Origin of the sequence: Arthrobacter sp. TMP15 (assembly GCF_039529835.1) — a bacterium.
Classification (GTDB): Bacteria; Actinomycetota; Actinomycetes; order Actinomycetales; family Micrococcaceae; genus Specibacter.
This window is the reverse complement of record NZ_CP154262.1, coordinates 3,211,877-3,237,159: the sequence shown is the minus strand read 5'-3', so window position 1 is coordinate 3,237,159 and position 25,283 is coordinate 3,211,877. Positions and strand designations below refer to the sequence as shown.

The window sequence follows — 25,283 nt, the reverse complement described above, 5'->3', positions numbered from 1 at the left end:
CGCTTAAATTCTTGGCTTGTTGGTTTCTGAACCAAAGCCAGGAAGGTTGAAGGGACTAGCCCCTGCAACACTATTGTTCCAGTTGGTGGGGGCATTCTGGCGCCGTGCCGCGGCTTCTGCGGCATTGGCTAGGCCCGCGTCTTCAACACTGAGCATCATGGAGCTGTGCTGGAGGTTGAAGAAACGGATAGCAATTCTGCGTCCATTCACATTCCATACACAAGCAGGCACCATGGGATCGTGCCAGGGGTTGGCCGGCTCACCGTAAAGGGCAGTGAACTGGCGGCGGAAATCCTCATAACCTTGGCGGGTTGAGGGGTTATCCGTGTCCATGGATGAGTAAAGGTGCATACTTATCCCCACGAAGCGGCCATTGTGAGAGGTCCACGAGGACATGATTTCACGCGGCAGCCCCAGTCCCAGTGAGTAGTGTTGAGTCTCCGTGGCCGTGGCGGCGTCTTCCCAGCTGGCGCCAGAAGTGAAACCAAGGTTAAGGAACAGAGTTTTTCGATCAAACTCTGAGCGTGGCCATCTACCGTCGACCATCTTTTCGACCAGGCCCACAATGTCAGCTGGGTCCGGAACTAAGGAGGATAAAGGCTGCTGTGCGTCCATAACGCAACGCTACCGCCACCGGATGAATATTCCCATAGCTGGAACCTTATAGTTACACAGGATCAGTCTTCGTCCCCGAATACCCAATCGAGCATGTCGAACACAAACTCGCTGAAGGTACCTTCTTCATTGATCCATTCGCCCGTGGCGTTGTTCCGTCGCCAGACGATCGGGTCGGGGACCTCGCCTTGATCGGCAAGCATGCCCCAGGTGTAAGCCTCATCCTCGTCTTCCAGGAACAGAAGATAACCGTCCTCTATTTCAAGTTCTTCAGGGTCCCAGAAGTAGTAGTAGGCCTCCATGAGCTCTTCGCAATTACCCAAAGCATGCAAAAATTCGCGCAGGGCTAGCGGCACTGTGATCTGTAATTCGCCAAACACGGCGTCGAGGTCTTCCCACGTGATGCCATCGGCATCCTGCCACGTGCCCTCCAGATACAAGGACACCAGAGCGCGGAACTTCTCTACGAACATGTCAGACATTCAAATCTCCGAAAATTGGCGTGCGGTGCAGTGATGCGCTTTCTACAATTCTAGCCGCGAGTGGGACGTCTCGCAGCCCAGCTCCGGGCAGCGAGCGGAGCATGCCAGCCGTAGCGCAGACTGAGCAGACGCAGCATGAACACCACCACGGCGGCCACGGTTCCTGTGGCCAGGTTCAGCCAGTCTAAATGCCACAACGCTGTGGTCAGGGCTGCCCCCGCAAATGCTGGGATGGCGTAAAGATCCTTTGGGTCAAAGATTTTAGGTACGTCGTTGGCTGTGATGTCGCGGAGGATCCCGCCACCCACCGCGGTGGTGACACCCAACAAAATGGAGGCCACAGGGTTCATTCCGCTTTCAAGCGCCTTCAGCGAACCGGTGACGCAAAACAAAGCCAGCCCGCCGGCGTCGAACATGTAAAGCAGCCTTCCGCTGCGCTGGACATTTTGCACAGTGAAATAAACCAAGGTGGCAGCAAGGACGGGTGGGACCAAATAAATCTGGTTCACAAAGGCGGCGGGCGGGCCCTGGTTCAGGACGATGTCCCTGACCACGCCACCGCCCAAACCCACCATGGAGCCCAGCAGAACCGAACCCACCAGATCAAATCCCTTGCGGGCCGCCAGCAGACTGCCAGAGACGGCAAAGAAAAAGACGCCCAAAAGATCGAGCACTAACGGAAGGTCAAAGGTCATGGGCATATTCATCAGTAGGTGCGGAAAGGTGGCAGCAGCGCCAAGCTTACGGCGTGTTCGCAAATCCGGCCAAAGGAGCGCTCATCAGCTGGGCGGTTTATGACTAGTGTGAAGACATGGATGCAGCACCGCCACTAATTCATGTGCAGGACTTCCACATGCAATTTGGCCAAAAGAAAGTCATTGAGGGCCTGTCCTTTGACGTTGCGCGGGGGGAGACTTTTGGTTTTCTTGGCAGCAACGGCAGTGGAAAGACGACGACGATAAGGGCTTTGCTAGGTATCTACCGGCCCACATCGGGAACCCTTGAGATCAACGGCAAAGTGTTCAGCGACGATTACGGGGCCCGGCTTGGCTACCTTCCGGAGGAGCGCGGGCTGTACAAAAAAGAGTCCGTGCTGGATGTGATGAGTTATTTTGGTCGGCTTAAGGGCCTCTCAAAACAGCAGGCACAAAACTTTTCCCGGCAGTACTTGGACAGGGTGGATCTTGGGGACAAAGCTGATGTGCGCGTGGACAAACTCTCCGGTGGCGAGCAGCAGAAAATCCAACTGGGTGTGACCATCATGAACGAACCTGAGTTGTTGATACTCGATGAACCCACCAAAGGCTTTGACCCGGTGAACCGGCGGCTGCTGATGGACATCATTGAGGAACGCAAGGAGGCCGGGGCCACTGTCATGATGGTCACTCACCAAATGGAAGAAGTTGAACGGTTGTGCGATCGTATAATTCTCCTAAAGGACGGCAAAGCTGAGGCCTACGGCACCATCGATGAGGTACAAAACGACTTTGGTGGACGAACCATCAAACTCAAATATTCCGGTTCAATCCCAGAGTCCCCGCACTATGAAATCACTCTTCACGAGAGAAATTATGCGGAATTGTCATTACCCGATGAGGTGGATGAGGCGCTGGTGTGCAAAGAACTGGTTCTTGCAGGGGTGGTTGTGCGTGGTTTTGTTGCCGCAAAGCGCAGTTTGGAAGACATCTTCATCCAGGTGTATGGGGAAGCCGCAGCCCAGGCTTCCCCCGGTACGCTCAAGGACTTGGTGAACTGAAATGGCCCGGCACAACTTGCGTACAGTGGTGGAATTTGAGTTCTTTAGAACCGTGAAAAAGCGCCGCTTCTGGATAGCAACCTTGGCCATCCCCGTGTTGTTGGGGATCGTTTTTGCCTTGGTTTTCGCTAGCAGTTCCTCCACGCAATCCCGCACCGAGGCGCAAAAGAACGAGACCCTTAATTTCAGCTACTCCGACGCTTCTGCTTTGATCGACCCGGCGTTGGCGACAGACATGGGTGGTTCCTTGGAAAAACAGCCAAGCACCGCCGTCGACCGTGTCAAAGAAGGGAAACTCAACGCCTACTTCAGCTTTCCGGCGAACTTGTCCCAGGACCCGCTGCTGGTCTTTGGTGCAGATCAAGGAATCTTCAAAAACGGTACGTATGAGGCTGTGGCCAAGCAACTTCTCATACTCTCAGCCCAAAAACATGTGGGTTCACCAGAGCTGACACAGGCACTCCAGGGGAAATTCAGTACCGAATCACAAACGTTTAAGGATGGCGAAATCTCCGGCGGGCTGGAGACAGTTGTGCCGCCAATGCTGTTTTTGGTGCTGTTTTACGTGGTGATCATCCTGCTCGCAAACCAGATGCTGGCCTCCACACTGGAGGAGAAGGAAAATCGTGTCACCGAAATGATCCTGACAACGCTCAACCCCACAACACTTGTGGTTGGCAAAATGATTTCGCTGTTCCTACTGGGCGCCCTTCAAGCGTTGGTGTTTACCGCGCCTGTGGTGCTTGGTTACGTGTTCTTCCGCGAACAGCTTGCTATGCCTGAATTTGATCTCTCGAATTTGCAACCGCAGTTCGTGCCCATGCTGGTTGGAGCGCTATTGTTCGTGGGCGGCTTCATTTTGTTCACAGGCGTGCTGGTGGGCATTGGCGCCGTCATGCCAACGGCCAAAGACGCCGGTACCATTTTTACGCCCGTGATGATCCTCATGTTCATCCCATTTTACATTGTGACAATGATTGTCAGCGATCCTGGCTCAGTCATTGTCCAAATCTTCACATTCTTCCCCTTTACGGCTCCTATCACGGCCATGTTGCGCAACGCCTTCGGCTCTCTGGATGGCGTTTCAACTGTCATAGTCATTGCAGAACTGTTTATTTTTGGTGCGCTGGCTTTGCGCATTGCTGTGCACCTTTTCCGCTACGGATCCATTGAATATTCCCGGAAACTCTCGTTGCGCACGGCGTTCGCGAAGAAACGCTGAAAGTCCTAGTCCTGCCTTGTAAACGTTTCTAAAAAGGCCATCCGCGGGTGCTCAACCTCCGGCAGTGCTGTCAGGTCACGTTTAGCGAATGCGCCAGCGAACCAAGCCGCAAACACGTGCCATTTTCGGTTAAATGTGGGTACTGCAAGCCCGTGGTAAAGCCTGTCGACGAGCCAGGCTGGCCTGTTTTTTAGTTCAATACCCAGCACGACGGCGGCGCCACGCCCCACCCCGTAACTCGCCAAGGTGCCCAAAGATTTATGCCTAAACTCGATCAACGGTTCTCCGTCAAGATCAGCAACAATATTTTGCGCCAACACTTTTGCCTGGCGCATGGCGTTTTGAGCGTTCGGAGCATAGAAGGCAGGCTGTTTGGCCGCATTGAGGTCAGGGACTTGCGCATTGTCACCGGCCGCCCAGATGCCTGGCACCGGGATGCCGTCTTTGTCGATGACCTGTAACTTGGAATTGGCGCTGACATGCCCCTTCGGTCCTCGTGGCACATCAGTGTTATCCAACACGGGGTTGGGTTTGACTCCGGCTGTCCAAACAATGGTGTTTGCCTCAAAGGTACTTCCATCACTGAGCACCACCTGTCCATCAGTACATGACTTCATGGTGGTCTTCAGCCGAACACCGACACCACGTTCACGTAATTGGGCCAGGGTGAACTTTGAGAGTGTGGGCCCTACTTCCGGAGCTACTCGGTCCAAGGCCTCGACTAGGACGAAGCGCAGCTCGCTACGGTCAAGCGTGGGGTGTTCGTCCACAGCAAGTTTGGCCAGATCACTGAGCTCGCAGAGGGCTTCCACACCGGTGTACCCGCCGCCAACGAACACGAACGTCAATGCCTTGGCTCGCTGGGCCGGGTCAGTTGCTGCGTCCGCCGCGGCAATATTGCCCAGTACCTTGTTGCGGACATGGACTGCCTCAGCCAATGTTTTGAAACCGATTCCCTGCTCCTTTAGCCCCGGCGTGGGGAAGGTTCTGCTGACGGCACCCATGGCTAACACCACGTGGTCAAAATCCATTGTGGAGGTGGCTCCTGTGATTGATTCCACGTGCGCGGTGCGTTCGCTGACATCCATTGAAATCAGCCTCCCGCGGAACAGGTTCATACCTTTCAAAGCGCGGGACAAATCTACTGCAACACTGCGGGCGTCAAGCTCACCACCTGCTACTTCCGGCAGGAGAGGCTGGTAGGTCATGTATGGATTAGGTTCCACCACAGTGATCCGCGCCGCGGAGCGGGGGAGGGATCGGCGCAGACCCCACGCAGTGTAGAGGCCCACATAGCCTCCGCCAAGAATCAAAATATGTGGGATCTTATGCGGTTGTTTTTCGTCTATGGCACCCATTACATGGCCCTCCTATACGTTGTGCCCCAACAGTAAGCGCCAAGCAGTAATCGTCAAGCAGGACGCGGAAACAAGGACACCGCTTGCAATGAGATTACAGCGGCAACAGCCGCCATGGCCAGTGTCATGTTTCTTGTGATCGTGGCAGGTGGGCTCCTTTTGGGCTCCAGATTCTGTCCGGTCAGTTGCTATTCTTCTTGGGGCCTTCCACCGGAGTAAAGCGCAATCGGTTCAGCTATCGGGATCAGCAATTCTCTAAAAATTCAGGCCGACTTCTGGCGCAAAGTAATCATGGCTTTGAGTATCTTGTGCCGTACATTGGCAGCAACGAGTCAACCGAGTCATCGAAAAAGGATGCTGACCATGCCGCTACAGACGCTCATGATTGCCTGTGCCCACGGCACCAACAATGCACAGGGCCAGGCACGCATCAATCAGGTGCGGGACGAGATTGCTGCTTTGCGTCCCGAACTTTGCGTCATGGAAGCCTACGTCGACGTCCAGAAACCTGCCCTTCCAGATGTGTTGTCAGGCCTAGCACCTGGGATCCGGGCCGTGGTGGTTCCATTGTTACTGACAGTGGGATTCCACATTCAAGTAGATATTGCCGAGGCTGTTGCTGCCCGCGCCAACACGGTTGCCGCTGCACCACTTGGACCGGATCCAAGATTGGCAAAGCTGCTCGATGAGCGTCTGGGGACACTGCCGGAAGATTGGGGCATAGTGCTGGCGGCGGCGGGGTCCTCACGCCCAGAGGCGGCTGAAAAAATTGAGGTGCTTGCCGCCGATTTAGCTGTGCGGCGCCCCCAACGGATTCTTCCCGGGTACGGGGCTGGGGCGGAGCCTTCTGTTCATGATGCCGTGGCACAGCTGCGATCTGAGGGGGTTGGCGGGGTTGCTGTAGCCTCCTACTTATTGGCGCCGGGACATTTTCATGATCAGCTTGCCAGCGCCGGCGCTGACCTCGTGGCGCCGCCGCTATTGCCCTCTAGCCTGGTGGCAGAACTTGCTCTGGAACATTTTGACGCGGCTGTGTCCCGGGCGGACTAGCCCCGAGCACCTCTTCCGCGCGTGGTTCGCTGCGAATACTGCGCCACAAACATTGCGGCGCAGTATTCGCAGCGAACAACGCGCAGAATCGATGTGCGTTTACTCCTCCACAGCACGGGCTCCTCAGCAGGTCATCCACATTCTCAACTTTGGGCTCCTGCGCTTAGAGCTGTGGGCGCATGCTGGGTTGATGAATCAAAAGAAGTCAGTTGAAACGGTATTGACATTACTGGGGAAGACCGCCCCGAGGAAAGCACTTTTGGACGGTGGTGTGACTGCGTGGGCGCTCCAGCAGGCCGTCGCCTCCGGCTCGGTAAGCCGCAGTGGGCGAGGGGTCTATTCCTTGCCAGGTGCGGACGCTTTCGATATGCACTTGGCTCAGAGTTTAGCCACCCTTGACTGTCTTAGCCGGGCTGAGCGCATGAAATTGTGGGTTCTGCACAGTCCGTCCCAACCACACGTGGCGACATCTCATGGGAGGGCAGTGGCGGGTTGTGTTGTGCACCGGGTTCGCGGCAGGGCTACATTTTGGGACTGCCTTCGTCATTGTCTTCAGTGCAGCTCCGATATGGAGGCGCTCTGCATTTTAGAGTCCGCGGTGGTGCTCAAGAAGTGCACCATGGCCCAGTATCGGCGGGTCTTCACCAAGAGAAAAGATGCACGTGCGCGCCGGATTGTGGACATGATTGATATGCAATCAATGTCCATTGCTGAAACGTGTGGACGTTACCAGCTCAGGAATGCTGGGTACACGGTCCAGGTTCAGGCCTACATCAAAAATGCTGGACATCTGGACCTGCTTGTGGATGGGGTGCTCGGCATCGAAGTGGACGGACAGAAGTACCACAACACGCCAGAAGGATGGGTTGAGGACCTTCGGCGGGACACCATGTACGTGCTCAATGGCGTCTGGCGGCTTCGAATTCCGGCAGCCATTGTGCTTTATCGCCCCGAGATTATGCTCCAGTGGGTGGAACAAGCCTTGGCAACCATCGCTTCAGCGCGTCGTTAACCTCGGATCTTGTGCAGCAAACATTGTGGCGCAACGTTGGCGAACAACGGCGCGCAGAAGCGGCGCATACTTGAGCACCAAAATGGTCGGTGTGACGAATTGTTGCCCGAGGTGAAGCCGCGTTGCATTCGTGATTGTTGCCGGGCATGAGGCAATCTACGCTCGTTCCATGACACAGACAGCTCTAGCCGGAGCGAGCGCCGCGGCCGATGCTCCCGCCACCCGCAGACGTCCCGCCACTAAGCCCCACGGCCAGTGGAAGGTGGACGGCAAGGCTCCCATGAACCCGGTTGAGGTATGGAAGCAGGACGATGACGGTTTGTCCGTGCGTCACCGCATCGAGACTATTTATTCCAAACAAGGTTTTGATTCCATCACTGATGACGACCTGCACGGACGCTTCCGCTGGTGGGGACTGTACACGCAGCGTAAACAGGGGATCGACGGCGGCAAGACAGCCTCACTTGAACCGCACGAGCTCGAGGACAAGTTCCTGATGCTGCGCGTCAGGATCGACGGCGGGCGCCTCACCACCGAACAACTACGCGTTATTGGTCAACTTTCCCGCGATTTTGCGCGGGGCACTGCAGATTTGACCAACCGGCAGAACATCCAGCTGCACTGGGTTGAAGTGGAAAATGTGCCTGAAATCTGGCGCCGTCTGGAAGCCGTTGGGCTTTCAACTACTGAAGCCTGCGGCGATGTTCCCCGCGTAATCCTGGGCTCGCCAGTGGCTGGGATAGCCAAGGAGGAACTCCTTGATCCGACGGATTTCATCCAGGAAATCAACCGACGCTTCATCGGCAACCCAGAATTCTCCAACCTGCCCCGCAAGTACAAAACCTCCATCACCGGCCACCCCAACCAAGACACTGTGCACGAGATCAACGATGTCTCTTTTGTGGGTGTTTTGCACCCTGAGCTGGGTCCCGGCTACGACCTCTGGGTAGGCGGCGGACTTTCAACAGCACCCCGGCTAGCCCAGCGGGCTGGCGTATTTGTGCCGCCGGAAGATGGGCCCGCAGTTTGGGAAGCCGTTACCAGCGTTTTCCGCGACTATGGCTACCGCCGGATGCGCAACAAGGCCCGCATGAAGTTCTTGATCGCAGACTGGGGCGTAGAAAAGTTCCGTCAAATCCTTGAAGAAGAATACTTGGGCCGCAAACTTCCGGACGGCATTGTTCCGCCGCAAGCCAAGGATTTCGGCGACCATGTGGGCGTCCATGAACAAAAGGATGGCAAGTTCTTCATCGGCTCCAGCCCCTTGGTGGGTCGGCTCTCCGGGGACACCCTGGTTGCCCTGGCGGACTTGTTGGAAGTGCAGGGTTCGTACAGGTTGCGCACTACCCCGCATCAAAAAATTCTGGCTTTGGACATAGACACAGCGAATGTGGAAACCGTCATTGCCGAACTGGACGCTCTCGGATTGTCAGCCAGGCCCTCAATTTTCCGCCGCAACACCATGGCCTGCACAGGCATTGAGTTTTGCAAGCTGGCGATCGTGAATACCAAGGACACCGCCATCCACGTCATTGAAGAGCTGGAAGAGCGCATGAAGGATTTGGTTGACGCGGGCGTGCTGGGAGCGCCCATCACCTTGAATATCAACGGGTGCCCCAACTCCTGTGCTCGGATTCAGACAGCAGATATTGGGCTCAAGGGCATTGTTGTTCCCACGGACGACGGCGGCACAACAGGTGGTTTTCAGGTTCACCTTGGTGGTGGGCTGGCCTCACGAGACCGGGAAGAGGCTGGGCTGGGGCGCACCGTTCGTGGGCTCAAGGTGGCTGTCGATGAGCTGTCCGATTACGTGGAGCGGATCATTCGCAGCTATGCGTCCCACCGTCTGGCTGATGAAACTTTTGCCGAGTTTGCCCACAGAGTAGATGAGGAGCTGCTGACGTGAGTTTTTCAAGCACAAGCGTGTCAGAAAAATCCGCTAAAGCCAGGGAGCTTCGCTCCGAGACTGAGCTACGGGCGCTCGCCACCGCCGGTGCCGCGGAACTAAGCGCGGATGCGTCGGCACAGGCCGTCATTGGCTGGGTGGTGGCGAATTTCGCCACGGGTGCGGCCGCCGTCGCCTGTTCCATGGCCGACGCCGTCCTGCCGGCCTTGGTGGCCGAGCAACTCCCCGGTGTTGATGTGCTGTTTCTGGACACCGGATACCACTTCCCGGAAACCTACGCGACGCGTAATGAGGTGGCGGAGAACTTGCGTGTGAACGTGGTTGATGTGCTGCCGCTAAACACCGTGGCAGAGCAGGACTCGCTACTGGGCAAAGACCTCTTCGCCCGTGATCCTGCCCAATGCTGTGCACTGCGTAAGGTGGAGCCGTTGTCCCGGTCCTTGCAAGGTTACGAGCTCTGGTTCACTGGCGTGCGACGCGACGAGGCACCCACCCGAACCAACACACCCTTGGTGGAATGGGATGAAAAGAACGGCCTGATCAAGGTGAATCCCGTTGCCACCTGGACGTATGAGGAATTGATTCGTTACTCCGAGGAGCACCTTTTGCCGGTGAACCCATTGTTGGGCCAGGGTTACCCATCCATCGGCTGCGCGCCCTGCACCAACAAAGTGGCCCCCGGCGCCGATCCAAGAAGTGGACGCTGGGCCGGAACCTCCAAAACAGAATGCGGACTACACGTATGAGTACTCAAATAATTGACAATGACCTGAGCGCATTAAACGAGTCTGCGCTGAATTCCCTTGATCTGCTGGAATCTGAAGCCATCCACATCATCCGCGAAGTTGTGGCCGAATTTGAGCGCCCGGCGCTGCTGTTCTCCGGCGGTAAAGACTCCGTGGTGATGCTGCACCTGGCTACAAAGGCTTTTTGGCCGGGCAAAGTGCCCTTCCCTGTGTTGCATGTGGATACCGGGCACAACTTTCCCGAGGTAATCGAGTTCCGTGACCGTACGGTGAAACGTCTGGGCTTACGCCTGGAAGTGGGCTCCGTACAGGAATTCATTGACAGCGGCGAACTGAGTGAGCGCGCTGACGGAACGCGTAACCCGCTGCAGACGGTTCCGTTGCTGGATGCCATAGCCAAGAACAAATTTGACGCCGTCTTTGGTGGGGGCCGACGTGACGAGGATAAGGCACGTGCCAAGGAGCGCATCCTGTCCTTGCGTGACGAGTTTGGCCAGTGGGACCCGCGCAATCAGAGGCCAGAACTATGGAACCTGTATAACGGCCGCTACACCGTGGGCCAGCATGTACGCGCGTTCCCGATCAGCAACTGGACCGAATTGGATATTTGGCGTTATATTGCGCGGGAAAATATAGAACTGCCAGGGCTGTACTACGCCCATGCGCGTGAAGTGTTTGAACGCGACGGCATGTGGCGTGCCGTGGGTGAAGTCTCCCAACCCCGCCCCGATGAGGAAGTAGTTCTCAAACAAGTGCGCTACCGCACGGTGGGGGACATGTCCTGCACTGGGGCTGTGGCATCCAAGGCAGCCACAGTTCACGACGTGGTGCGCGAAGTTGCCGCCTCAACCCTGACCGAACGTGGCGCCACCCGGGCCGATGACCGCATCTCCGAGGCAGCCATGGAAGACCGCAAGAAAGATGGCTACTTCTAATGAGCGCAACTATCAACGAAACACCACTGGCCCAAGCCACTCTGTTTCGCTTCGCCACGGCGGGCTCCGTCGATGACGGCAAGTCCACGTTGGTGGGCCGCCTGCTCCACGATTCCAAGGCCATCCTGGCAGACACCCTTGACGCCGTCACCCGCACCTCTGCGGCCCGCGGTTTCGGTGGGGAAAATGGCAGCACCCAGAAGATCGACTTGGCTCTGCTCACCGATGGCCTGCGTGCCGAGCGCGAACAGGGCATCACCATCGATGTGGCTTACCGCTACTTCGCCACGGACCGCCGTAGCTTCATCCTTGCCGATTGCCCCGGACACATCCAGTACACCAAGAACACGGTGACGGGCGCTTCGACGGCGGATGCCGTCGTCGTACTGATCGATGCGCGCAAAGGCGTGCTTGAGCAGACCCGGCGCCACCTTTCGGTGCTGCGCCTGCTGCGGGTGCCCAATGTGGTGGTGGCCGTGAACAAAATCGATCTGGTGGGTTTCAGTGAGAACATATTCCGGGACATTGAAAACAATGTTCAGGAAGTTGCGGCCAACATCGGGCTCACTGACGTTGTGGTGGTCCCTGTGTCCGCGCTGGAGGGTGACAATGTTGTCCAGCGCTCCGCTCACACCCCTTGGTACACCGGTCACAGCCTGCTTGATCTGTTGGAAACGCTGGCCACGACCGATGAACTGGAGCGTGGGCTTGAGCCGTTCCGGTTCCCGGTTCAGCTAGTGATCCGTCCCCAGGGGGCACTGGCGCCTGAGCTTGCTGACGCGGACGACGCCGGAGCCTCCTTTCGCGACTATCGCGCCTATGCCGGGCAGATAGCTTCCGGAGAGGTATCCGTGGGCGATGAAATTACGGTGCTGCCCTCGGGACGCATCGCTTCGGTGGTGGGCATCGACTTTGCCGGGCGTGCGCTGGATACGGCTGTGGCGCCGCAGTCAGTGTCGTTGCGTCTGAGCGAGGAGATCGACATTGCCCGTGGAGACGTCATCGCAGCAACCGGCACCTTTGGGGAAGTCAGCCAAGATGTTTATGCCGAACTGTGCTGGCTGTCCGCTAAACCGCTGCGCGAGGGGGCCAAAGTGCTGATCAAACATGGCAGCAAAACTGTGCAGGGGTTGGTTCGTGCGGTGACGGGCAAGCTGGATTTGGAGTCTTTTGCGTATGCAGGAGCTTCCGGTCTGGAACTAAACGACATTGGCACCGCCCAAATTCGTTTGGCTTCACCGCTGCCTGTGGAATCATACGCCCGCCACCGCCGGACCGGAGCGTTCCTAGTGATCGATCCGCAGGATGGGAACACCCTGGCGGCCGGACTAGTCAGAGACCACCCGGGTGATCGCGACCGTTACAGTATCTAGCGCCACGTGTGTGAAAAAAGCCGCCGGTTGCGGGTAAAGCCCCCCGTCAACGGGGGGGCTTTACCCGCAACCGGCGGCTTCCTTGGGCTCTGCGATCCGTTGACGTGGAAGTGTTGGTGGCTCTGGACAAAGTCTTCATGTTCTTCGGGAACGTGTTCAATGCAGATTTGGCACCGAATCCACTTACCTGCGCGCCGTGTGTCAGAGTACTTAGAACCGAGAGTAAAGTCTCGATGTGGAACATATTCAACAAGCCGCCCGACCATCGAGGGGACCCCTGTCCCGGGGAGCGGCCGGTACGCTTCTGCGTGGTTTCTCGCAGATCTTCTTTCAGGCTCAATTACTCCCGGGCCTGCTCATTCTTGCTGCCTTCGCCGTGGCCAGCTGGCAGATGGCGCTGCTGGCAATACTGGGCGCCGCAGCTTCCACCGTGAGCGGGGCATTGATGCGGGCACCGGCCGCAGTGGTGCGTGCTGGGGACCATGGTTTTTGTGGAGCGCTAGTGGGCGCGGCAGCTTTCGCAGCCATCGGTGGCGGTGTGCCTGGAGCCATTGCTGCGGTTCTGGGAGGCGCTGCGTGCGCGCCCGTCACATGGGTGGTTCAAAGAGTATTCCGCACAGCCCTACTCGAGCCCCTCAAACTGCCCTCCATTACCGCACCGTTCTGCATTGTTGCTGGCATCTTGTTCTTTGCCACGGCTGAGCGCCGCGTGGCTCCGGCCTACATTGCGTTGGATGGATCCCCCCTTGCACTTTTTCTGCGCTCCATTTTGGCCAATGTCTCCCAAGTGATGCTTATTGACTCCGTCATTGCTGGTGGGTTGATCCTGGCAGCCTTATTTTTCTCCCAGTGGAAAGTTGGGGTGGCAGCAATCTTAGGCAGCGTGCTGACAAGTGTGATGGCCGCGGTCATTGGCGCGGAGCCCCTGTTATTGGGACATGGCATGCTGGGATACTCCAGTGTGCTGGTGGCTATTGCGATGGCTGCGTTATTCGTGGCTGGTTCTTGGCAACCATGGGCATTGGCAGCGATTGGAGCGCTGCTTGCCGGTGCGCTTTCGATGCTCTTTCAGGGTGTGCCCGCCCTCTACACCTGGCCGTTTGTGGTGGTCACCTGGCTGCTGCTGATTGTGGTTCACCTTGTGCCGGTCCTGAAACGGGCGCCGGGGCACGTAAGCGCCGGTACAGATCTGGTTGGTCTTGGGAGCAGGAGCCTGCCAACGGCTTTGTGAGCCAACACTATGCCGATACGCAGAGGGGTTCGCTTTAGTATGGCTCCTTGGACGCTGGCAAGAGTTGGGCTGGACAACCCCTGTGAAGGTGGGAGAATTTGAAAACAAGGGCCGGGTGGCTGGCCCTGCCGGGAATGGCAAGGGGGACACCATCAACAGTTCGATCGCAACGGGCGCGGGGGCAGCCGTGGAAGACCAACGTTTCCAGGCAGCAGCCCTGAGACAAGCGGCCCAGGCAATCCGCAACACGATCGTGGGCCGGCTCCATGATGACGGTCTTAATCACCATGACGTGCAGTTCAGGGTCAAGAAGGCCGAATCCGTAGCCGAAAAATTGGCTCGCCGTGATGAGCACGGCAATCTGAAATATCCCGGCGGCCTGGAATGCTTGGATGACTTGATCGGGGTCCGGGTTATCTTGTTCGTGGAATCTGACATAGAGGCGGTGGCGATTGCGTTGAGCAGCCAGTTCACTTGTTTGGATGATGAAGATAAAACTGCCATGATGCGAAAAAACGGTGGCATTGGCTACGCCGGGCGCCACCTGACGCTGCAGATCCCGGCGGATGGTGCACCCAGCGGATGCCAGGAGTTCCCCAGTTACCGATTTGAGGTGCAGATCCGCACTGTCCTCCAGCATGCCTGGGCTGAATTTGAGCACGATATTCGTTTCAAGGGCTCAAGCGGGGACAACGCCGAGATTAGCCGCGCTTTCACCATGGCTTCCACTCTCATTGAACTTGCAGACCAGCAGTTCGTGAACATCAGCGACACCTTAAAGCGGCTGCAGGCCGAAGGCGCTATTGCCAGCGTTCCTGAAACGCAGTTGCTCGACGCCGGGTCCCTCCAAAATGTGCTGACCCGCGCCTTTCCTAAATACCGCAGTAGCAAGGAAAACCAGTACGACTGGATGGTCCGGATCCTTGCGGCCAACGGAATCGATACTGTCAGTGCCGCAGAAGAGTGGTTCCAGTCCATCGATCCGCAGCGCGTGGCCCAGCTCATGGCGTATAGGTTCTCCCCGGGGCAGGTACGCATTGCCGATGATCTCTTGCTGGAATCATTTGGGGAGTCTTATGTTGACGCCACCAAGGAGGTTGGCAGCGACACCAACCGTGAAACCAAACTGCGCTCGCGGTTGCGCAGGCTCCGTACAGACACGGATCACGGTTAGCCGAGACCGCACTTTCCGGTGTGAAGTGAGCCGGGTTCGCAACATCAACTCTTTGTGACGTTGCATGAACCTGCGTGACCTTGGGAGTCCCCTTCATTGAAGCGGGGCAGCCATATTCCCTACCGTTTAGGCATGAATACAAGGGGAAGCCAATCCGGCGGGCACCAGCCAGAAGCGTCATCGGCCCGTCCTGGACTGCCACTGCGGCGCATCGTGGCCGGAGAGCAGCCTCAACACAAGTGGCGCACCATGGAGATTTTTATCGTGGCAGCCCTTGTGGCCCTGATCGGAGCCGGGGCCGCCGTGGCAGGAGTGAACTCGAAAGAGGTAGCTGCCGAAACCGTGGCCACAAGAACCGCACCAGCGGCTCTGCTCAAGCTGGGTTATTTTGGCAACCTCACTCACGCACCGGCCCTGGTTGGCGTTGAAAAAGGATTTTTTGCCAAGGATTTAGGTGCAGCCGCACTGCAAACACAGGTCTTCACCAATGGTCCTTCAGCCGTCGAGGCGCTCAACGCCGGTGCCATTGATGCCGCCTACCTTGGCCCCAACCCTGCACTGAATTCATTTGTGCAAAGCGGTGGCGAGTCCATCCGCATCATTGCTGGGGTTGCTTCCGGGGGAGCGCAGTTCGTTGTCCGCCCGGATATCACCGATGTTTCCCAACTCCGTGGCAAGACCATCGCCACCCCGCAATTGGGTGGCACCCAGGATGTGGCACTGCGTAAGTGGCTGGGCGACCGCGGACTATCCACCAACACTTCTGGTGGGGGAGATGTCAGCATTAATCCCACAACTAACGCCCAGACGCTGCGGTTGTTCCAAGAGGGGAAGATCGACGGCGCCTGGGTGGCCGAACCCTGGGCCTCCCGACTGGTGGAACAAGCCGGCGCCAAAGTACTTGTTAACGAAGCTGATCTCTGGGAGAACGGAGAGTTCAGCACCACGGTGTTAGCTGTCAACAAGAGATTTTTGGCGCAGCATCCGCAAACGGTGGAGGCGTTGCTGGCAGGACATGTTGAGTCGGTCAGCTGGCTGCGTGGGCACCCAGAGCAAGCTGGCACGGTCATCAACGAGGCGCTGACCGTGGCCATTGGTCAACCGTTGGAGGAGAAGGTCATTGCTCGGTCGCTGTCCGAGCTGGTTTTTACCTATGATCCGCTGGCCGGCACTTTCCCCACCCTGCTAGAGCATGGAGTCAGTGCAGGGGTTTCCAAACCGGCGGACCTCAACGGGCTCTTTGAACTGACATTGCTTAATAACGTACTCAAGGCTGCCGGGGAACAACCCGTAACGGCAGCGGGATTAGGTGCGGAATGACTGAACTGCTGATTGCTGACCTCCCCGCCGGAACTAACAGAGCAAGCGGGGCCGACGGCGTGGGCCGGGCACCCGCCGTCGTCCTGGAAAACTTGGGTAAACGCTTCGGGACAGGGCCGTTGGTGCTGGAGGATGTGAGCGCTACGGTGCACCAAGGTGAATTTGTGGCACTGCTTGGGGCCTCAGGCTGCGGGAAGTCCTCGCTGCTGAACATCATTTCAGGTCTTGACACACCCTCCTCCGGTGCACTTGAAGTTCCGGAGGCGGGTGCAGCATTCATGTTTCAAGACCCGTCCCTGTTTCCATGGCTCAGCGCACGTGGCAACGTGGAACTTGCCCTGAAACTCCGCGGTGTACATAAAGCCGAGCGGAAGGCGCGTGCGGCCGAGTTACTTGAGTTGGTGAATCTGGGCCATTCGGTAAACAAACGTCCCCATGAACTTTCCGGCGGGATGCGCCAACGCGTGGCGCTGGCCAGGGCGCTGGCGCAGGACAAGCCATTGCTGTTGATGGATGAGCCATTTGGCGCACTTGACGCCATCACCCGGGACCTGCTGCACAACGAACTTGAACGGATCTGGAAAGAAACCGGCAGGACCATTATTTTTGTGACTCACAACGTGGCCGAAGCCGTGCGGTTGGGCCAGCGTGTGCTGCTACTTTCTTCCAGACCCGGACGAGTTGTGGCGCAGTGGGAAGTCACCGAAGAACATCAAACCAATGTCAGCGCGGCAGGGGAGCTCACCGGGGACATCACCGCTCGACTGCGCGAGGAGATCCGCCGACATGCCTGAAACAGTAACCTCCCCCCTGAATGAGTTCAGTAGTGCCCAGGAGCTGCGTTCCCTGGAAGCGGGATTGGATTCCCTGCAGTCTGAGGCTGTTGAACGCCGGGGGATCGATATGTCCAGGGTGTTGTTGCCCTTGGCCGCGCTCCTTGTCCTGGTGGTGGCTTGGCAGTTTTATGTTTCGTTGGGGCTGCGGCGCCGCGACCTGGTGCCGGGTCCACTGGATGTACTGGCATCATTGGGGACACTGTGGCAAGAAGGCGCCTCACAAGGCGCTATTTGGACGTCGTTGCAGCGCGGAATCATCGGCTTCACCATTAGCATTGTGGTGGCCACTCCCATTGGTCTGTTGCTGTCACAGGTCCGGATCCTGCGCCGCGCATTCGGACCGCTGATCTCCGGTCTGCAAGTCTTGCCGTCCGTGGCATGGGTACCGGCAGCCATCATTTGGTTCGGGCTCACCGACGCCACCGTTTATTTCGTCATGTTCATGGGGGCCATCCCCTCAATTATCAATGGTTTGATTTCCGGTGTGGATCAAATCCCGCCGCAATATCGACGCATGGGACAGATCCTGGGCGCATCGCGTTGGGAGATGGCCGTGAATGTGGTGCTTCCGGCCGCACTACCTGGCTACGTTGGCGGACTGAAACAGGGCTGGGCGTTCTCGTGGCGTTCCCTCATGGCCGCAGAGATTATCGCCATGGGCGGCAGCCTCGGCTTTGGTTTGGGTTCGCTGCTGGAGCAGGGCCGCCAGCTCTCCGACATGGGCATTGTCATGTCAGCGATTCTGATCATTCTTTTTGTGGGCATTGCCGTTGAATTACTGGTCTTTGCCCCGGTGGAAAAACGGCTGTTGCATGGCCGTGGTTTGCTGGCTGGAAGTACCCGATAACGGTTGCACGCACGCACTCACAGCGCAGCTTGAATATGTCCCCCTGTGACTTCCCATGAACGGGTATAACGCCCACTTTCTCACTCAATACCTCACTTATCTAAGGTCATTTCATGGCAATTGTGGATCTTTACCCAACCTCACTGCGGCTGCTTGGCCGTCCCGTTCTTGTAGTGGGCGGGGGCACCGTGGCAGCACGTCGTGCCAAGGCCCTGCTCGACGCCGGAGCTCACGTGACCTTGGTAGCCCCGGTTCTCAGCGCCCCGGCTCAGGCGTTGGCTGCCGCAGGATTGATTAGCTGGCATGCCCGGAACTACAAAAGCTCCGACATGGCCAACATTTGGTACGCGGTGGCAGCCAGCCAAAAAAAGGATGTGGATACCCAGGTTGCGCACGATGCCGAACTTAACAAGACCTGGTGCGTGAACCATTCCGACGCCACCGAGTCGAGCGCATGGACGCCGGCCGTGGCCACGGTGCAGGATATTAAAGTGGCAGTTAACGCCGGGGGAGATCCGCTGCGGGCAGTTTCCATCCGAAACGCCATCGCCGCGGCGCTGGAAAGCGGGGATCTGCCGTTACGCCGTTATCGGAACACCGCCAACGGAGCTACCCAAGCTCAGCACAAAAGGCTGGGTTCGGTGGCTCTTGTGGGTGGCGGTCCCGGTGCCGAAGACCTCATCACGGTACGTGGGCGCAGGCTCCTGGCCGAGGCCGATGTTGTCGTGGCCGACAGGCTTGGCCCGCGAGGACTGCTTGACACTCTTGGCGATGATGTCAGAATCATCGAGGTAGGAAAAACACCCGGGCACCACCCCGTCCCGCAGTCTGAAATAAATGCCATCCTTGTCCACGAAGCACAGGCGGGGAACCGGGTTGTCCGCCTTAAGGGTGGGGATCCGTACGTGCTGGGCCGTGGTGGCGAGGAAGCCATCGCCTGCCGGGAAAGCGGCGTTGATGTTGAAGTCGTGCCCGGAGTCACCAGCGCGGTGAGCGTTCCAGCCGCAGCCGGGATTCCTGTCACACACCGTGGCCTGGCCAAGGCCTTCACCATGATCAGTGGCCACGAAGAGCTTGAAAACGTCCCGCAGGGTAGCGAACACACAGTGGTGTTGCTGATGGGGGTGGGCACGCTCAACCGTTCCATACCGATCCTGGCAGCCGCCGGCCGTGGGCAGGACTGCCCAGTAGCTATCATTGAAAACGGTTATGCCAAGGACCAGCGCGTCACCATCGGCACTTTAGGCACTATTGTCCACCTCGCCCAAAGGGGCAAAGTCCGCAACCCGGCAGTGGTGGTGGTAGGTGATGTGGTTCGGGTCAGCCCGTTGGCACCGGCGCAGCTCGCCACGGCACACTACGGTACGCGGGAAACTATCAGAACCTTCTCTTAGACTTATCCATAGACCCCTTTGAAGCACACAGAAATGAGCACAGCCGTGTCAGTAAATACCTCAGTGACCAGCGCAGCGCCCGGAACCCCCGAGCGTCCGCTGCGCATTGCCGTTATTGGTTCAGGCCCGGCCGGGGTCTACGCGGCGGATATGTTGACTAAAAGCGCTGATGTGCGCGACGGATTGGTCCTCAGTATTGACCTTTTTGACCGCTATCCCGCCCCCTATGGCCTCATTCGTTACGGTGTTGCCCCGGACCATCCGCGGATCAAGGGCATCGTGAAAGCCCTCTACAAGGTCCTTGACCGCGGCGATATCCGCTTCTTTGGCAACGTGGATTACGGCACAGATCTTGCACTGGAAGACCTCCAAAAGCACTATGATGCCGTCATTTTTGCCACAGGTGCCATCAAGGACACCGATCTGAACATCCCCGGCATTGAACTAGAGGGTTCTTTTGGCGGCGCCGATTTTGTCTCTTGGTACGACGGGCATCCCGATGTTGCTCGCGAATGGCCACTGCATGCCAAAGAAATCGCCGTCATCGGCAACGGCAACGTGGCCCTTGATGTGGCACGCGTTTTGTCCAAACATGCGGACGACCTGCTGGTGACGGAAATTCCGGCGAACGTCTACGCCGGACTAAAAGAATCTCCTGTCACTGACGTGCACATTTTTGGTCGCCGCGGCCCGGCCCAGGTGAAGTTCACACCCATGGAGCTGCGCGAGCTCAGCCATTCTCGCGACGTTGACATTGTTCTCTACGAGGAGGATTTTGACTTCGACGAGGCCTCCGACATCGCTGTCAAGACCAACAATCAGGTCAAAACCATGGTCAACACGCTCACCAACTGGCTTGTTGAGCAGGAGGACGACGCCGCCGATCCCACCACGGGTGCGTCCCGCCGTCTGCACTTGCACTTTTTGCATAATCCTGTGGAGGTGACCGGTGAGGATGGCAAGGTCACAGGTATTAAGTTCGAGCGCACTGAGCTCGATGGCACAGGCAACGCCCGCGGCACAGGGAAGTTCATCGACTACCCGGTTCAGGCCGTTTACCGCTCCGTGGGCTATTTTGGTTCCGCCCTGCCGGACGTTGAGTTTGACCACCGTCGCGGGGTTGTCCAAAACGACGCCGGACGCGTGCTCAGTGCTGACGGCACCCATGTGCCGGGTATCTATGCCACGGGCTGGATAAAGCGTGGACCGGTTGGCCTGATTGGCAGCACCAAGGGCGACGCACTGGAAACCATTACGCACCTGCTCTCCGACCGCGAGTCCCTGCCTGTGGCGGCAGAGGCAGCCCCGGAGGCAGTGGTTGAACTGTTGGACTCCCGCGGTGTGGAGTTCACTACGTGGGAGGGGTGGCTGGAACTTGACGCCCATGAGTGCGCACTTGGCGTGGCGGCTTCGGAAGGCGGGCCGGTCCAGCGCGAACGGGTGAAAGTGGTTTCCCGCGAGGAGATGGTGGATGTTTCCCGTGGAGCATCGATCCTCGGATAAACCGACATGGTTGCCCCCGCACGTTGGATGATTTATGCGGGCGGGGATAACCTGCGCACTGCCAGAGCCAACCATAACTGCACACGGTCGGCGGTCAAAGCAGGATCGTAGCCGGTGAGCTCGGCGATCTGAGTGAGTCGGTAACGCACAGTGTTCCTGTGCAGTGCCAGAGTCTGGGCAACAGCCGCCACAGAACCATTGAGCCGTAAATATGTTTCCAAGGTCTCAACAAGTTCCGCCCCGTGGGTTGCATCGAAGGCAGTGAGAGGTCCCAGCGCTTCAGCAGCCATGTCCGCCATGGGGACGTCTTCGCTAGCGAGCAGCAAAGACGTCAGACTCAAACGCTCAGGAACATTGACTTCCAAACCGCGTGTGGCGGCCTCGCGTGCTTCGAAATAGCTCCACCGCAAACCGTTGGCTTGGGAATAGGCGCCGCCAATTCCTACCGCGGCAGAAACACCTATATGGTGCATTTGGTGGCTCAAGGCCCTGCCCAACACGGCAGGATCGCCAGCCGCGGTTGGAATGACAAATAAAAGTTCGTCTTTGCCCTCGGAGCTGACAATGGCAGCAACTGCGGTTTCCAGACCTGCCGGGAGCGAAATGGTTGAGAGGGTCTCGAACTTGTTTTCTTCGGCACTGACCAGCAGCACAAAGTTTTTAGCTGCGGGGGAAATCCCCAAATTTTCCAGCCGGGCGGCAGAGTCGGCAGCCTCCAGTGTGCCCCGAATAATGTCACCGAGGACCTGCCCGGCAATTTGCCGTGCACTTTGCCGCCGTTGGATTTGGTTGTTCAGTTCAATGCTGATGAGCCCACGGGCGTAGTCAACAATTCCATCGTCATGAAAAGGATTGCGCAGCCAGAGGGTGCTGGAATCACGCTTTCCTGTAGACAGCGCAACTGCATGCCAGGCGCAGTCCTCTGGAACAGCACCACTTGAAGTTGTGGCCACTTCGCCACCGTGCTGGGTGATGACAAGATCAGCAGCCACCATCAATGACAGTTTTTTCAGTAGTGCAGGCAGCCCTCCACCAGTCAGAAGTGCCCGCGCCAACACTTGGTGTTCGCGCAGCAAACGCTCCAACTTTGTGTAATGATCCGAGGAACGGGCATCTGCCACCAACTTGCCGATCGCAATGAATGGGGTGCTGTAAGGGACCTCCACCACCGGAACCGCCCAGCGATTTGCTTCGGCCAACAGGGCAGGAGGAACGGAACCGTGTTCAAAACCAACGCCAAAACCAATGCCGACGGCGCCGGCGCGTTTGATCTGTCTGACAAAAGAACGCTGGGCGTCCGCGGTGCTTTGCCGGGCGCCGGTGGTGAGAACTAGCTCGCCGCCACTGAGGAACGCCTGCGGATTTTCAAGTTCCGTGACAGCCACCCAATCGATGGCAGCACTAAGGGGTGTTCTGGTTGAGCCGAGATTTTGCAGATGCAAACCGGAGGTACCTATGAGGTCTGCCAAGGAGAGTGCCATGCAACAACTATACAAACGCACTACTCATTATGAGAACCGTGGTGCAGTTGACTATTCGCTTCCACCCCGTTCCGGGCTTAGGCTGTCGCATATGCGGTGCAACGTCCGCATCACCCCTATCGAGCTAAAGAGGTTGAACACTGTGGTCCGAACCTTGCAGAACTTCATTAACGGAGAATTCGTCCCCGTCACCGGGTCCGAGTCTTTGGATATTGTCAATCCAAGCAACGGCGAAATAGTGGCCAACGCGCCGATCTCCAGCCAAGACGATGTGGATGCGGCCATGGAGGCCGCGGCAACTGCCTTCAAAACCTGGAAACATGCAACTCCCGGGCAGCGTCAAACCGTGCTGCTCAAGCTTGCAGATGCTGTTGAGGCACGCAGCGAAGAACTTGTTGATGCGCAGCACCGCAACACAGGCCAGATCAAAGAGATGATCGCCCAGGAAGAGGTAGCAGCAGGTGCTGACCAGCTTCGTTTCTTTGCCGGTGCAGCACGTCTGCTTGAGGGCCGCTCGGCCGGAGAGTACATGGAGAATTTCACTTCATATGTGCGCCGCGAACCTGTTGGCGTCATTGCCCAGGTTACTCCTTGGAACTACCCATTTTTGATGTTGATCTGGAAGATTGGCCCGGCATTGGCGGCCGGTAACACCGTGGTGGTCAAGCCAAGCGACACCACCCCGGAAAGCACGCTTGCCTTTGCCGAGATTGCCAAAGATATTGTTCCCAAAGGCGTGCTGAACTTTATTTTGGGCAACGGCGCAACGGGCGCGGCCATGGTTGAACACAAGACTCCTGCCATGGTTTCAATCACCGGCTCAGTCCGGGCCGGCATTGCTGTTGCCACCGGAGCGGCCAAGGGCCTCAAACGCGCACATTTGGAACTGGGCGGCAAGGCCCCCGCCATCGTTTTTGCCGATGCCAACTTGGGGAAAACTGCTCAGGAGATTGCCGAGTACTCCTTCTTCAACGCCGGCCAGGACTGTACAGCCATCACTCGTGTGTTGGTTGAGGAGGGCGCACATGATGAGTTCGTCAGTGCGCTGGCCACGGCGGCCAAGGGTCTGGAAACCGGAAATAAAGACGAATCCAAGAATTACTTTGGTCCGCTAAACAACGTCAACCATTTCAACTCGGTGGTTAAGGTTGTGCAAAACATTCCTGCCCACGCAACAGTTGTTGCCGGCGGAAAACAGGTGGGCGAGAAGGGGTTCTTCTTCGAAGCAACAGTTGTTGACGGTGTGAAGCAGACTGATGACATTGTCCAGCAGGAGACCTTTGGCCCTGTTATCACCGTGCAAAGCTTCAAGACCGAGGAAGAGGCTGTGGAGTTGGCCAACGACGTCGAATATGCTTTGGCTTCCAGCGTCTGGACCTCAAACCACGGGGTTGCCATGCGCGTCTCCCGCGACCTGGACTTTGGTGCCGTGTGGATTAATACCCACATCATGCTCACGGCCGAGATGCCCCATGGTGGGTTCAAGCAGTCTGGCTACGGCAAGGACCTGTCCATGTACGGCGTTGAGGATTACACGCGAATCAAGCACGTCATGAGCAATCTAGACGTTTAATTCAGCACCTGGTTGGCGCGGGTTCACTCCCGGACCTGCGCCAACATCACTATGAGAATTTCACCACGTTGAAAGGAATGTCCATGTCAGATATTCAGTACCGCCTTGCCCAAAAGCGCCAGATTTTGGGGACATTCCCCGGCCCAAAGTCGACTGCCTTAGATGTCCGGCGCAAGGCTGTTGTGGCAGGCGGGGTCGCCTCCACAGTGCCGGTTTACGTGGCAGACGCTGACGGCGGCATCCTCACCGATGTTGACGGCAACTCTTTCATCGATTTGGGTTCAGGCATTGCGGTCACCTCGGTGGGTGCATCGGATGCCAACGTTGTGGAAGCAGTCCGTGAACAGGTGGGCCATTTCACGCATACCTGCTTCATGGTGACCCCGTACGAAAGCTACGTTGCGGTTGCGGAAGAGCTCAACGCGCTGACCCCGGGTACGCACCAGAAGCGTACAGTGCTGTTCAACTCTGGCGCAGAAGCAGTTGAGAACGCAGTGAAGGTGGCGCGTCTGGCCACCGGCCGTGACGCCATTGTGGCTTTCGATCATGCCTACCATGGCCGCACCAACCTGACCATGGCACTGACGGCCAAGGCCATGCCATACAAAACGAACTTCGGTCCCTTTGCACCTGAGATCTACCGTGTGCCGATGAGCTACCCGTACCGCGAAGAAGCTGAAATCAAGGGCGAGGAAGCAGCACGCCGCGCCATCACCATGATTGAGAAGCAGATTGGTTCAGACTCCGTCGCGGCCATCCTGATCGAACCCATCCAGGGTGAGGGCGGCTTCATTGTCCCGGCAGATGGCTTCTTGCCCACGCTTGCCGCTTGGGCTAAGGAAAACGGGGTCGTCTTCATTGCAGATGAGGTCCAGTCAGGCTTCTGCCGCACAGGTGAATGGTTCGCCACACAGCACGAAGGCGTAGTCCCTGACATCATCACCATGGCCAAGGGAATTGGCGGAGGCCTGCCACTTTCAGCTATCACTGGCCGTGCCGAGCTGATGGATGCCGTGCACCCGGGCGGGCTCGGTGGGACCTACGGCGGCAACCCGGTGGCCTGCGCCGGTGCTTTGGCCGCTATCCGCACCATGAAGGAGCACGACCTCAATGCCCGGGCGCAGAGAATTGAACGGATCGTCACCGACCGTTTCAACGCTTTGGTTCAGGAAATGGGCGCGGCGGGCATCATCGGAGAAATCCGTGGCCGTGGCGCCATGATGGCTATTGAACTTGTTAAGCCCGGGACCGCAAATACCACCAAGGAAGTCAACGCGGAAGCGGCCAAGGCCATCGCCGGCGCTTGCTTGAAGGCCGGTGTCATTATCTTGACCTGCGGCACCTACGGCAACGTCATCCGCCTGCTTCCCCCTCTGGTCATCAGCGAGGAGCTGCTCAACGACGGCCTGGACGTGCTCTGCGACGCAATCCGCGCAACCAACTAACGCCCCAGGGGCACCATCCTCAGT

Annotated in this window: 22 protein-coding genes; 17 read left to right on the top strand and 5 right to left on the bottom strand. The window is 57.7% G+C overall.

The annotated features are described in order from the left end of the window. Positions 1 to 3: 3 nt before the first annotated feature. The 3 genes from AAFM46_RS14590 to AAFM46_RS14580 form a co-directional block, all read right to left on the bottom strand. Positions 4 to 615: a hypothetical protein gene (locus tag AAFM46_RS14590; RefSeq protein WP_343318531.1), complete on the bottom strand. Its 612-nt coding sequence runs from the start codon at positions 613 to 615 to the stop codon at positions 4 to 6. A 62-nt stretch (positions 616 to 677) separates the two neighbouring features. Then, the gene (locus tag AAFM46_RS14585) at positions 678 to 1,097 is read right to left on the bottom strand and encodes a hypothetical protein (RefSeq protein ID WP_343318529.1); all 420 of its coding nucleotides are present in this window, start codon (positions 1,095 to 1,097) and stop codon (positions 678 to 680) included. A 50-nt stretch (positions 1,098 to 1,147) separates the two neighbouring features. Further along, positions 1,148 to 1,798 (bottom strand): trimeric intracellular cation channel family protein, encoded by a 651-nt coding sequence (locus tag AAFM46_RS14580; protein ID WP_283529691.1) that lies wholly within the window; start codon positions 1,796 to 1,798, stop codon positions 1,148 to 1,150. A gap of 110 nt (positions 1,799 to 1,908) precedes the next feature. On the opposite strand from AAFM46_RS14580, the gene AAFM46_RS14575 reads away from it, so the two are divergent. Both AAFM46_RS14575 and AAFM46_RS14570 read left to right on the top strand, forming a co-directional pair. Beyond that, a complete protein-coding gene (locus tag AAFM46_RS14575) occupies positions 1,909 to 2,853 on the top strand; it encodes an ATP-binding cassette domain-containing protein (RefSeq protein WP_283529711.1) in 945 nt (314 codons plus the stop codon). Between the two features lies 1 nt (position 2,854). Further along, positions 2,855 to 4,075: an ABC transporter permease gene (locus AAFM46_RS14570; RefSeq protein WP_343318528.1), complete on the top strand. Its 1,221-nt coding sequence runs from the start codon at positions 2,855 to 2,857 to the stop codon at positions 4,073 to 4,075. Between the two features lie 5 nt (positions 4,076 to 4,080). Here AAFM46_RS14570 and AAFM46_RS14565 read toward each other — a convergent pair whose 3' ends face one another. Continuing rightward, positions 4,081 to 5,433 (bottom strand): FAD-dependent oxidoreductase, encoded by a 1,353-nt coding sequence (locus AAFM46_RS14565; RefSeq protein ID WP_343318527.1) that lies wholly within the window; start codon positions 5,431 to 5,433, stop codon positions 4,081 to 4,083. Positions 5,434 to 5,796: 363 nt separating this feature from the next. Between AAFM46_RS14565 and AAFM46_RS14560 the strand changes: the two genes are divergently transcribed. The 13 genes from AAFM46_RS14560 to AAFM46_RS14500 all read left to right on the top strand — a co-directional run bounded on the left by AAFM46_RS14560 (position 5,797) and on the right by AAFM46_RS14500 (position 20,760). After that, entirely contained in the window at positions 5,797 to 6,483 is a 687-nt protein-coding gene (locus AAFM46_RS14560; protein ID WP_283529734.1) for a CbiX/SirB N-terminal domain-containing protein, read from the top strand. Positions 6,484 to 6,673: 190 nt separating this feature from the next. Continuing rightward, positions 6,674 to 7,495: a hypothetical protein gene (locus AAFM46_RS14555; protein WP_343318525.1), complete on the top strand. Its 822-nt coding sequence runs from the start codon at positions 6,674 to 6,676 to the stop codon at positions 7,493 to 7,495. A 169-nt stretch (positions 7,496 to 7,664) separates the two neighbouring features. Further along, a complete protein-coding gene (locus AAFM46_RS14550; RefSeq protein ID WP_343318523.1) occupies positions 7,665 to 9,401 on the top strand; it encodes a nitrite/sulfite reductase in 1,737 nt (578 codons plus the stop codon). 17 nt (positions 9,402 to 9,418) lie between these two features. Continuing rightward, positions 9,419 to 10,147, top strand: a complete 729-nt coding sequence (locus AAFM46_RS14545; RefSeq protein WP_343320458.1) for a phosphoadenylyl-sulfate reductase — start codon at positions 9,419 to 9,421, stop codon at positions 10,145 to 10,147. Then, positions 10,144 to 11,082, top strand: coding sequence for a sulfate adenylyltransferase subunit CysD (gene cysD, locus AAFM46_RS14540; RefSeq protein WP_283529767.1), 939 nt, complete (start codon positions 10,144 to 10,146; stop codon positions 11,080 to 11,082). Before AAFM46_RS14545 ends, cysD begins: the two co-directional genes overlap by 4 nt. Then, the gene (locus tag AAFM46_RS14535) at positions 11,082 to 12,455 is read left to right on the top strand and encodes a GTP-binding protein (protein ID WP_283529774.1); all 1,374 of its coding nucleotides are present in this window, start codon (positions 11,082 to 11,084) and stop codon (positions 12,453 to 12,455) included. The genes cysD and AAFM46_RS14535 overlap by 1 nt, the downstream gene beginning before the upstream one ends. 235 nt (positions 12,456 to 12,690) lie before the next feature. Beyond that, positions 12,691 to 13,686, top strand: a complete 996-nt coding sequence (locus AAFM46_RS14530) for an urea transporter (protein ID WP_343318522.1) — start codon at positions 12,691 to 12,693, stop codon at positions 13,684 to 13,686. Positions 13,687 to 13,768: 82 nt separating this feature from the next. Next, positions 13,769 to 14,860: a hypothetical protein gene (locus AAFM46_RS14525; RefSeq protein WP_283529781.1), complete on the top strand. Its 1,092-nt coding sequence runs from the start codon at positions 13,769 to 13,771 to the stop codon at positions 14,858 to 14,860. A 249-nt stretch (positions 14,861 to 15,109) separates the two neighbouring features. Beyond that, on the top strand, positions 15,110 to 16,180 hold the full coding sequence (locus tag AAFM46_RS14520; RefSeq protein WP_343320457.1) for an ABC transporter substrate-binding protein: 1,071 nt from the start codon (positions 15,110 to 15,112) through the stop codon (positions 16,178 to 16,180). After that, on the top strand, positions 16,177 to 16,974 hold the full coding sequence (locus AAFM46_RS14515; protein ID WP_343318520.1) for an ABC transporter ATP-binding protein: 798 nt from the start codon (positions 16,177 to 16,179) through the stop codon (positions 16,972 to 16,974). Before AAFM46_RS14520 ends, AAFM46_RS14515 begins: the two co-directional genes overlap by 4 nt. After that, positions 16,967 to 17,863, top strand: coding sequence for an ABC transporter permease (locus AAFM46_RS14510; RefSeq protein ID WP_343318519.1), 897 nt, complete (start codon positions 16,967 to 16,969; stop codon positions 17,861 to 17,863). Before AAFM46_RS14515 ends, AAFM46_RS14510 begins: the two co-directional genes overlap by 8 nt. Before the next feature lie 113 nt (positions 17,864 to 17,976). Then, on the top strand, positions 17,977 to 19,257 hold the full coding sequence (gene cobA, locus AAFM46_RS14505) for a uroporphyrinogen-III C-methyltransferase (protein WP_343318517.1): 1,281 nt from the start codon (positions 17,977 to 17,979) through the stop codon (positions 19,255 to 19,257). A gap of 33 nt (positions 19,258 to 19,290) precedes the next feature. Then, the gene (locus AAFM46_RS14500) at positions 19,291 to 20,760 is read left to right on the top strand and encodes an FAD-dependent oxidoreductase (protein WP_283529807.1); all 1,470 of its coding nucleotides are present in this window, start codon (positions 19,291 to 19,293) and stop codon (positions 20,758 to 20,760) included. Between the two features lie 32 nt (positions 20,761 to 20,792). On the opposite strand, the gene AAFM46_RS14495 is transcribed toward AAFM46_RS14500, so the two are convergent. After that, positions 20,793 to 22,241, bottom strand: coding sequence for a PucR family transcriptional regulator ligand-binding domain-containing protein (locus tag AAFM46_RS14495; protein WP_343318516.1), 1,449 nt, complete (start codon positions 22,239 to 22,241; stop codon positions 20,793 to 20,795). A 91-nt stretch (positions 22,242 to 22,332) separates the two neighbouring features. Here AAFM46_RS14495 and AAFM46_RS14490 point away from each other — a divergent pair, with 91 nt between their 5' ends. Next, positions 22,333 to 23,814: a gamma-aminobutyraldehyde dehydrogenase gene (locus AAFM46_RS14490; protein WP_283529823.1), complete on the top strand. Its 1,482-nt coding sequence runs from the start codon at positions 22,333 to 22,335 to the stop codon at positions 23,812 to 23,814. A 77-nt stretch (positions 23,815 to 23,891) separates the two neighbouring features. Further along, positions 23,892 to 25,259 carry a 4-aminobutyrate--2-oxoglutarate transaminase gene (gene gabT, locus AAFM46_RS14485; RefSeq protein ID WP_283529831.1) on the top strand — a complete coding sequence of 456 codons (1,368 nt, stop codon included), beginning with the start codon at positions 23,892 to 23,894 and terminating at the stop codon, positions 25,257 to 25,259. Positions 25,260 to 25,283: the final 24 nt, after the last annotated feature.

Bases quoted from the DNA above. Each gene is read 5' to 3' on its own strand.
- AAFM46_RS14550 (WP_343318523.1), top strand. From the start codon at position 7,665: ATGACACAGACAGCTCTAGCCGGAGCGAGCGCCGCGGCCGATGCTCCC.
- gabT (WP_283529831.1), top strand. From the start codon at position 23,892: ATGTCCATGTCAGATATTCAGTACCGCCTTGCCCAAAAGCGCCAGATT.
- AAFM46_RS14570 (WP_343318528.1), top strand. From the start codon at position 2,855: ATGGCCCGGCACAACTTGCGTACAGTGGTGGAATTTGAGTTCTTTAGA.
- AAFM46_RS14560 (WP_283529734.1), top strand. From the start codon at position 5,797: ATGCCGCTACAGACGCTCATGATTGCCTGTGCCCACGGCACCAACAAT.
- AAFM46_RS14555 (WP_343318525.1), top strand. From the start codon at position 6,674: ATGAATCAAAAGAAGTCAGTTGAAACGGTATTGACATTACTGGGGAAG.
- AAFM46_RS14500 (WP_283529807.1), top strand. From the start codon at position 19,291: ATGAGCACAGCCGTGTCAGTAAATACCTCAGTGACCAGCGCAGCGCCC.
- AAFM46_RS14585 (WP_343318529.1), bottom strand. From the start codon at position 1,097: ATGTCTGACATGTTCGTAGAGAAGTTCCGCGCTCTGGTGTCCTTGTAT.
- AAFM46_RS14490 (WP_283529823.1), top strand. From the start codon at position 22,333: ATGCGGTGCAACGTCCGCATCACCCCTATCGAGCTAAAGAGGTTGAAC.
- AAFM46_RS14565 (WP_343318527.1), bottom strand. From the start codon at position 5,433: ATGGGTGCCATAGACGAAAAACAACCGCATAAGATCCCACATATTTTG.
- AAFM46_RS14535 (WP_283529774.1), top strand. From the start codon at position 11,082: ATGAGCGCAACTATCAACGAAACACCACTGGCCCAAGCCACTCTGTTT.
- AAFM46_RS14495 (WP_343318516.1), bottom strand. From the start codon at position 22,241: ATGGCACTCTCCTTGGCAGACCTCATAGGTACCTCCGGTTTGCATCTG.
- AAFM46_RS14510 (WP_343318519.1), top strand. From the start codon at position 16,967: ATGCCTGAAACAGTAACCTCCCCCCTGAATGAGTTCAGTAGTGCCCAG.
- AAFM46_RS14590 (WP_343318531.1), bottom strand. From the start codon at position 615: ATGGACGCACAGCAGCCTTTATCCTCCTTAGTTCCGGACCCAGCTGAC.
- AAFM46_RS14580 (WP_283529691.1), bottom strand. From the start codon at position 1,798: ATGCCCATGACCTTTGACCTTCCGTTAGTGCTCGATCTTTTGGGCGTC.
- AAFM46_RS14520 (WP_343320457.1), top strand. From the start codon at position 15,110: ATGGAGATTTTTATCGTGGCAGCCCTTGTGGCCCTGATCGGAGCCGGG.
- AAFM46_RS14515 (WP_343318520.1), top strand. From the start codon at position 16,177: ATGACTGAACTGCTGATTGCTGACCTCCCCGCCGGAACTAACAGAGCA.
- AAFM46_RS14575 (WP_283529711.1), top strand. From the start codon at position 1,909: ATGGATGCAGCACCGCCACTAATTCATGTGCAGGACTTCCACATGCAA.
- cysD (WP_283529767.1), top strand. From the start codon at position 10,144: ATGAGTACTCAAATAATTGACAATGACCTGAGCGCATTAAACGAGTCT.
- cobA (WP_343318517.1), top strand. From the start codon at position 17,977: ATGGCAATTGTGGATCTTTACCCAACCTCACTGCGGCTGCTTGGCCGT.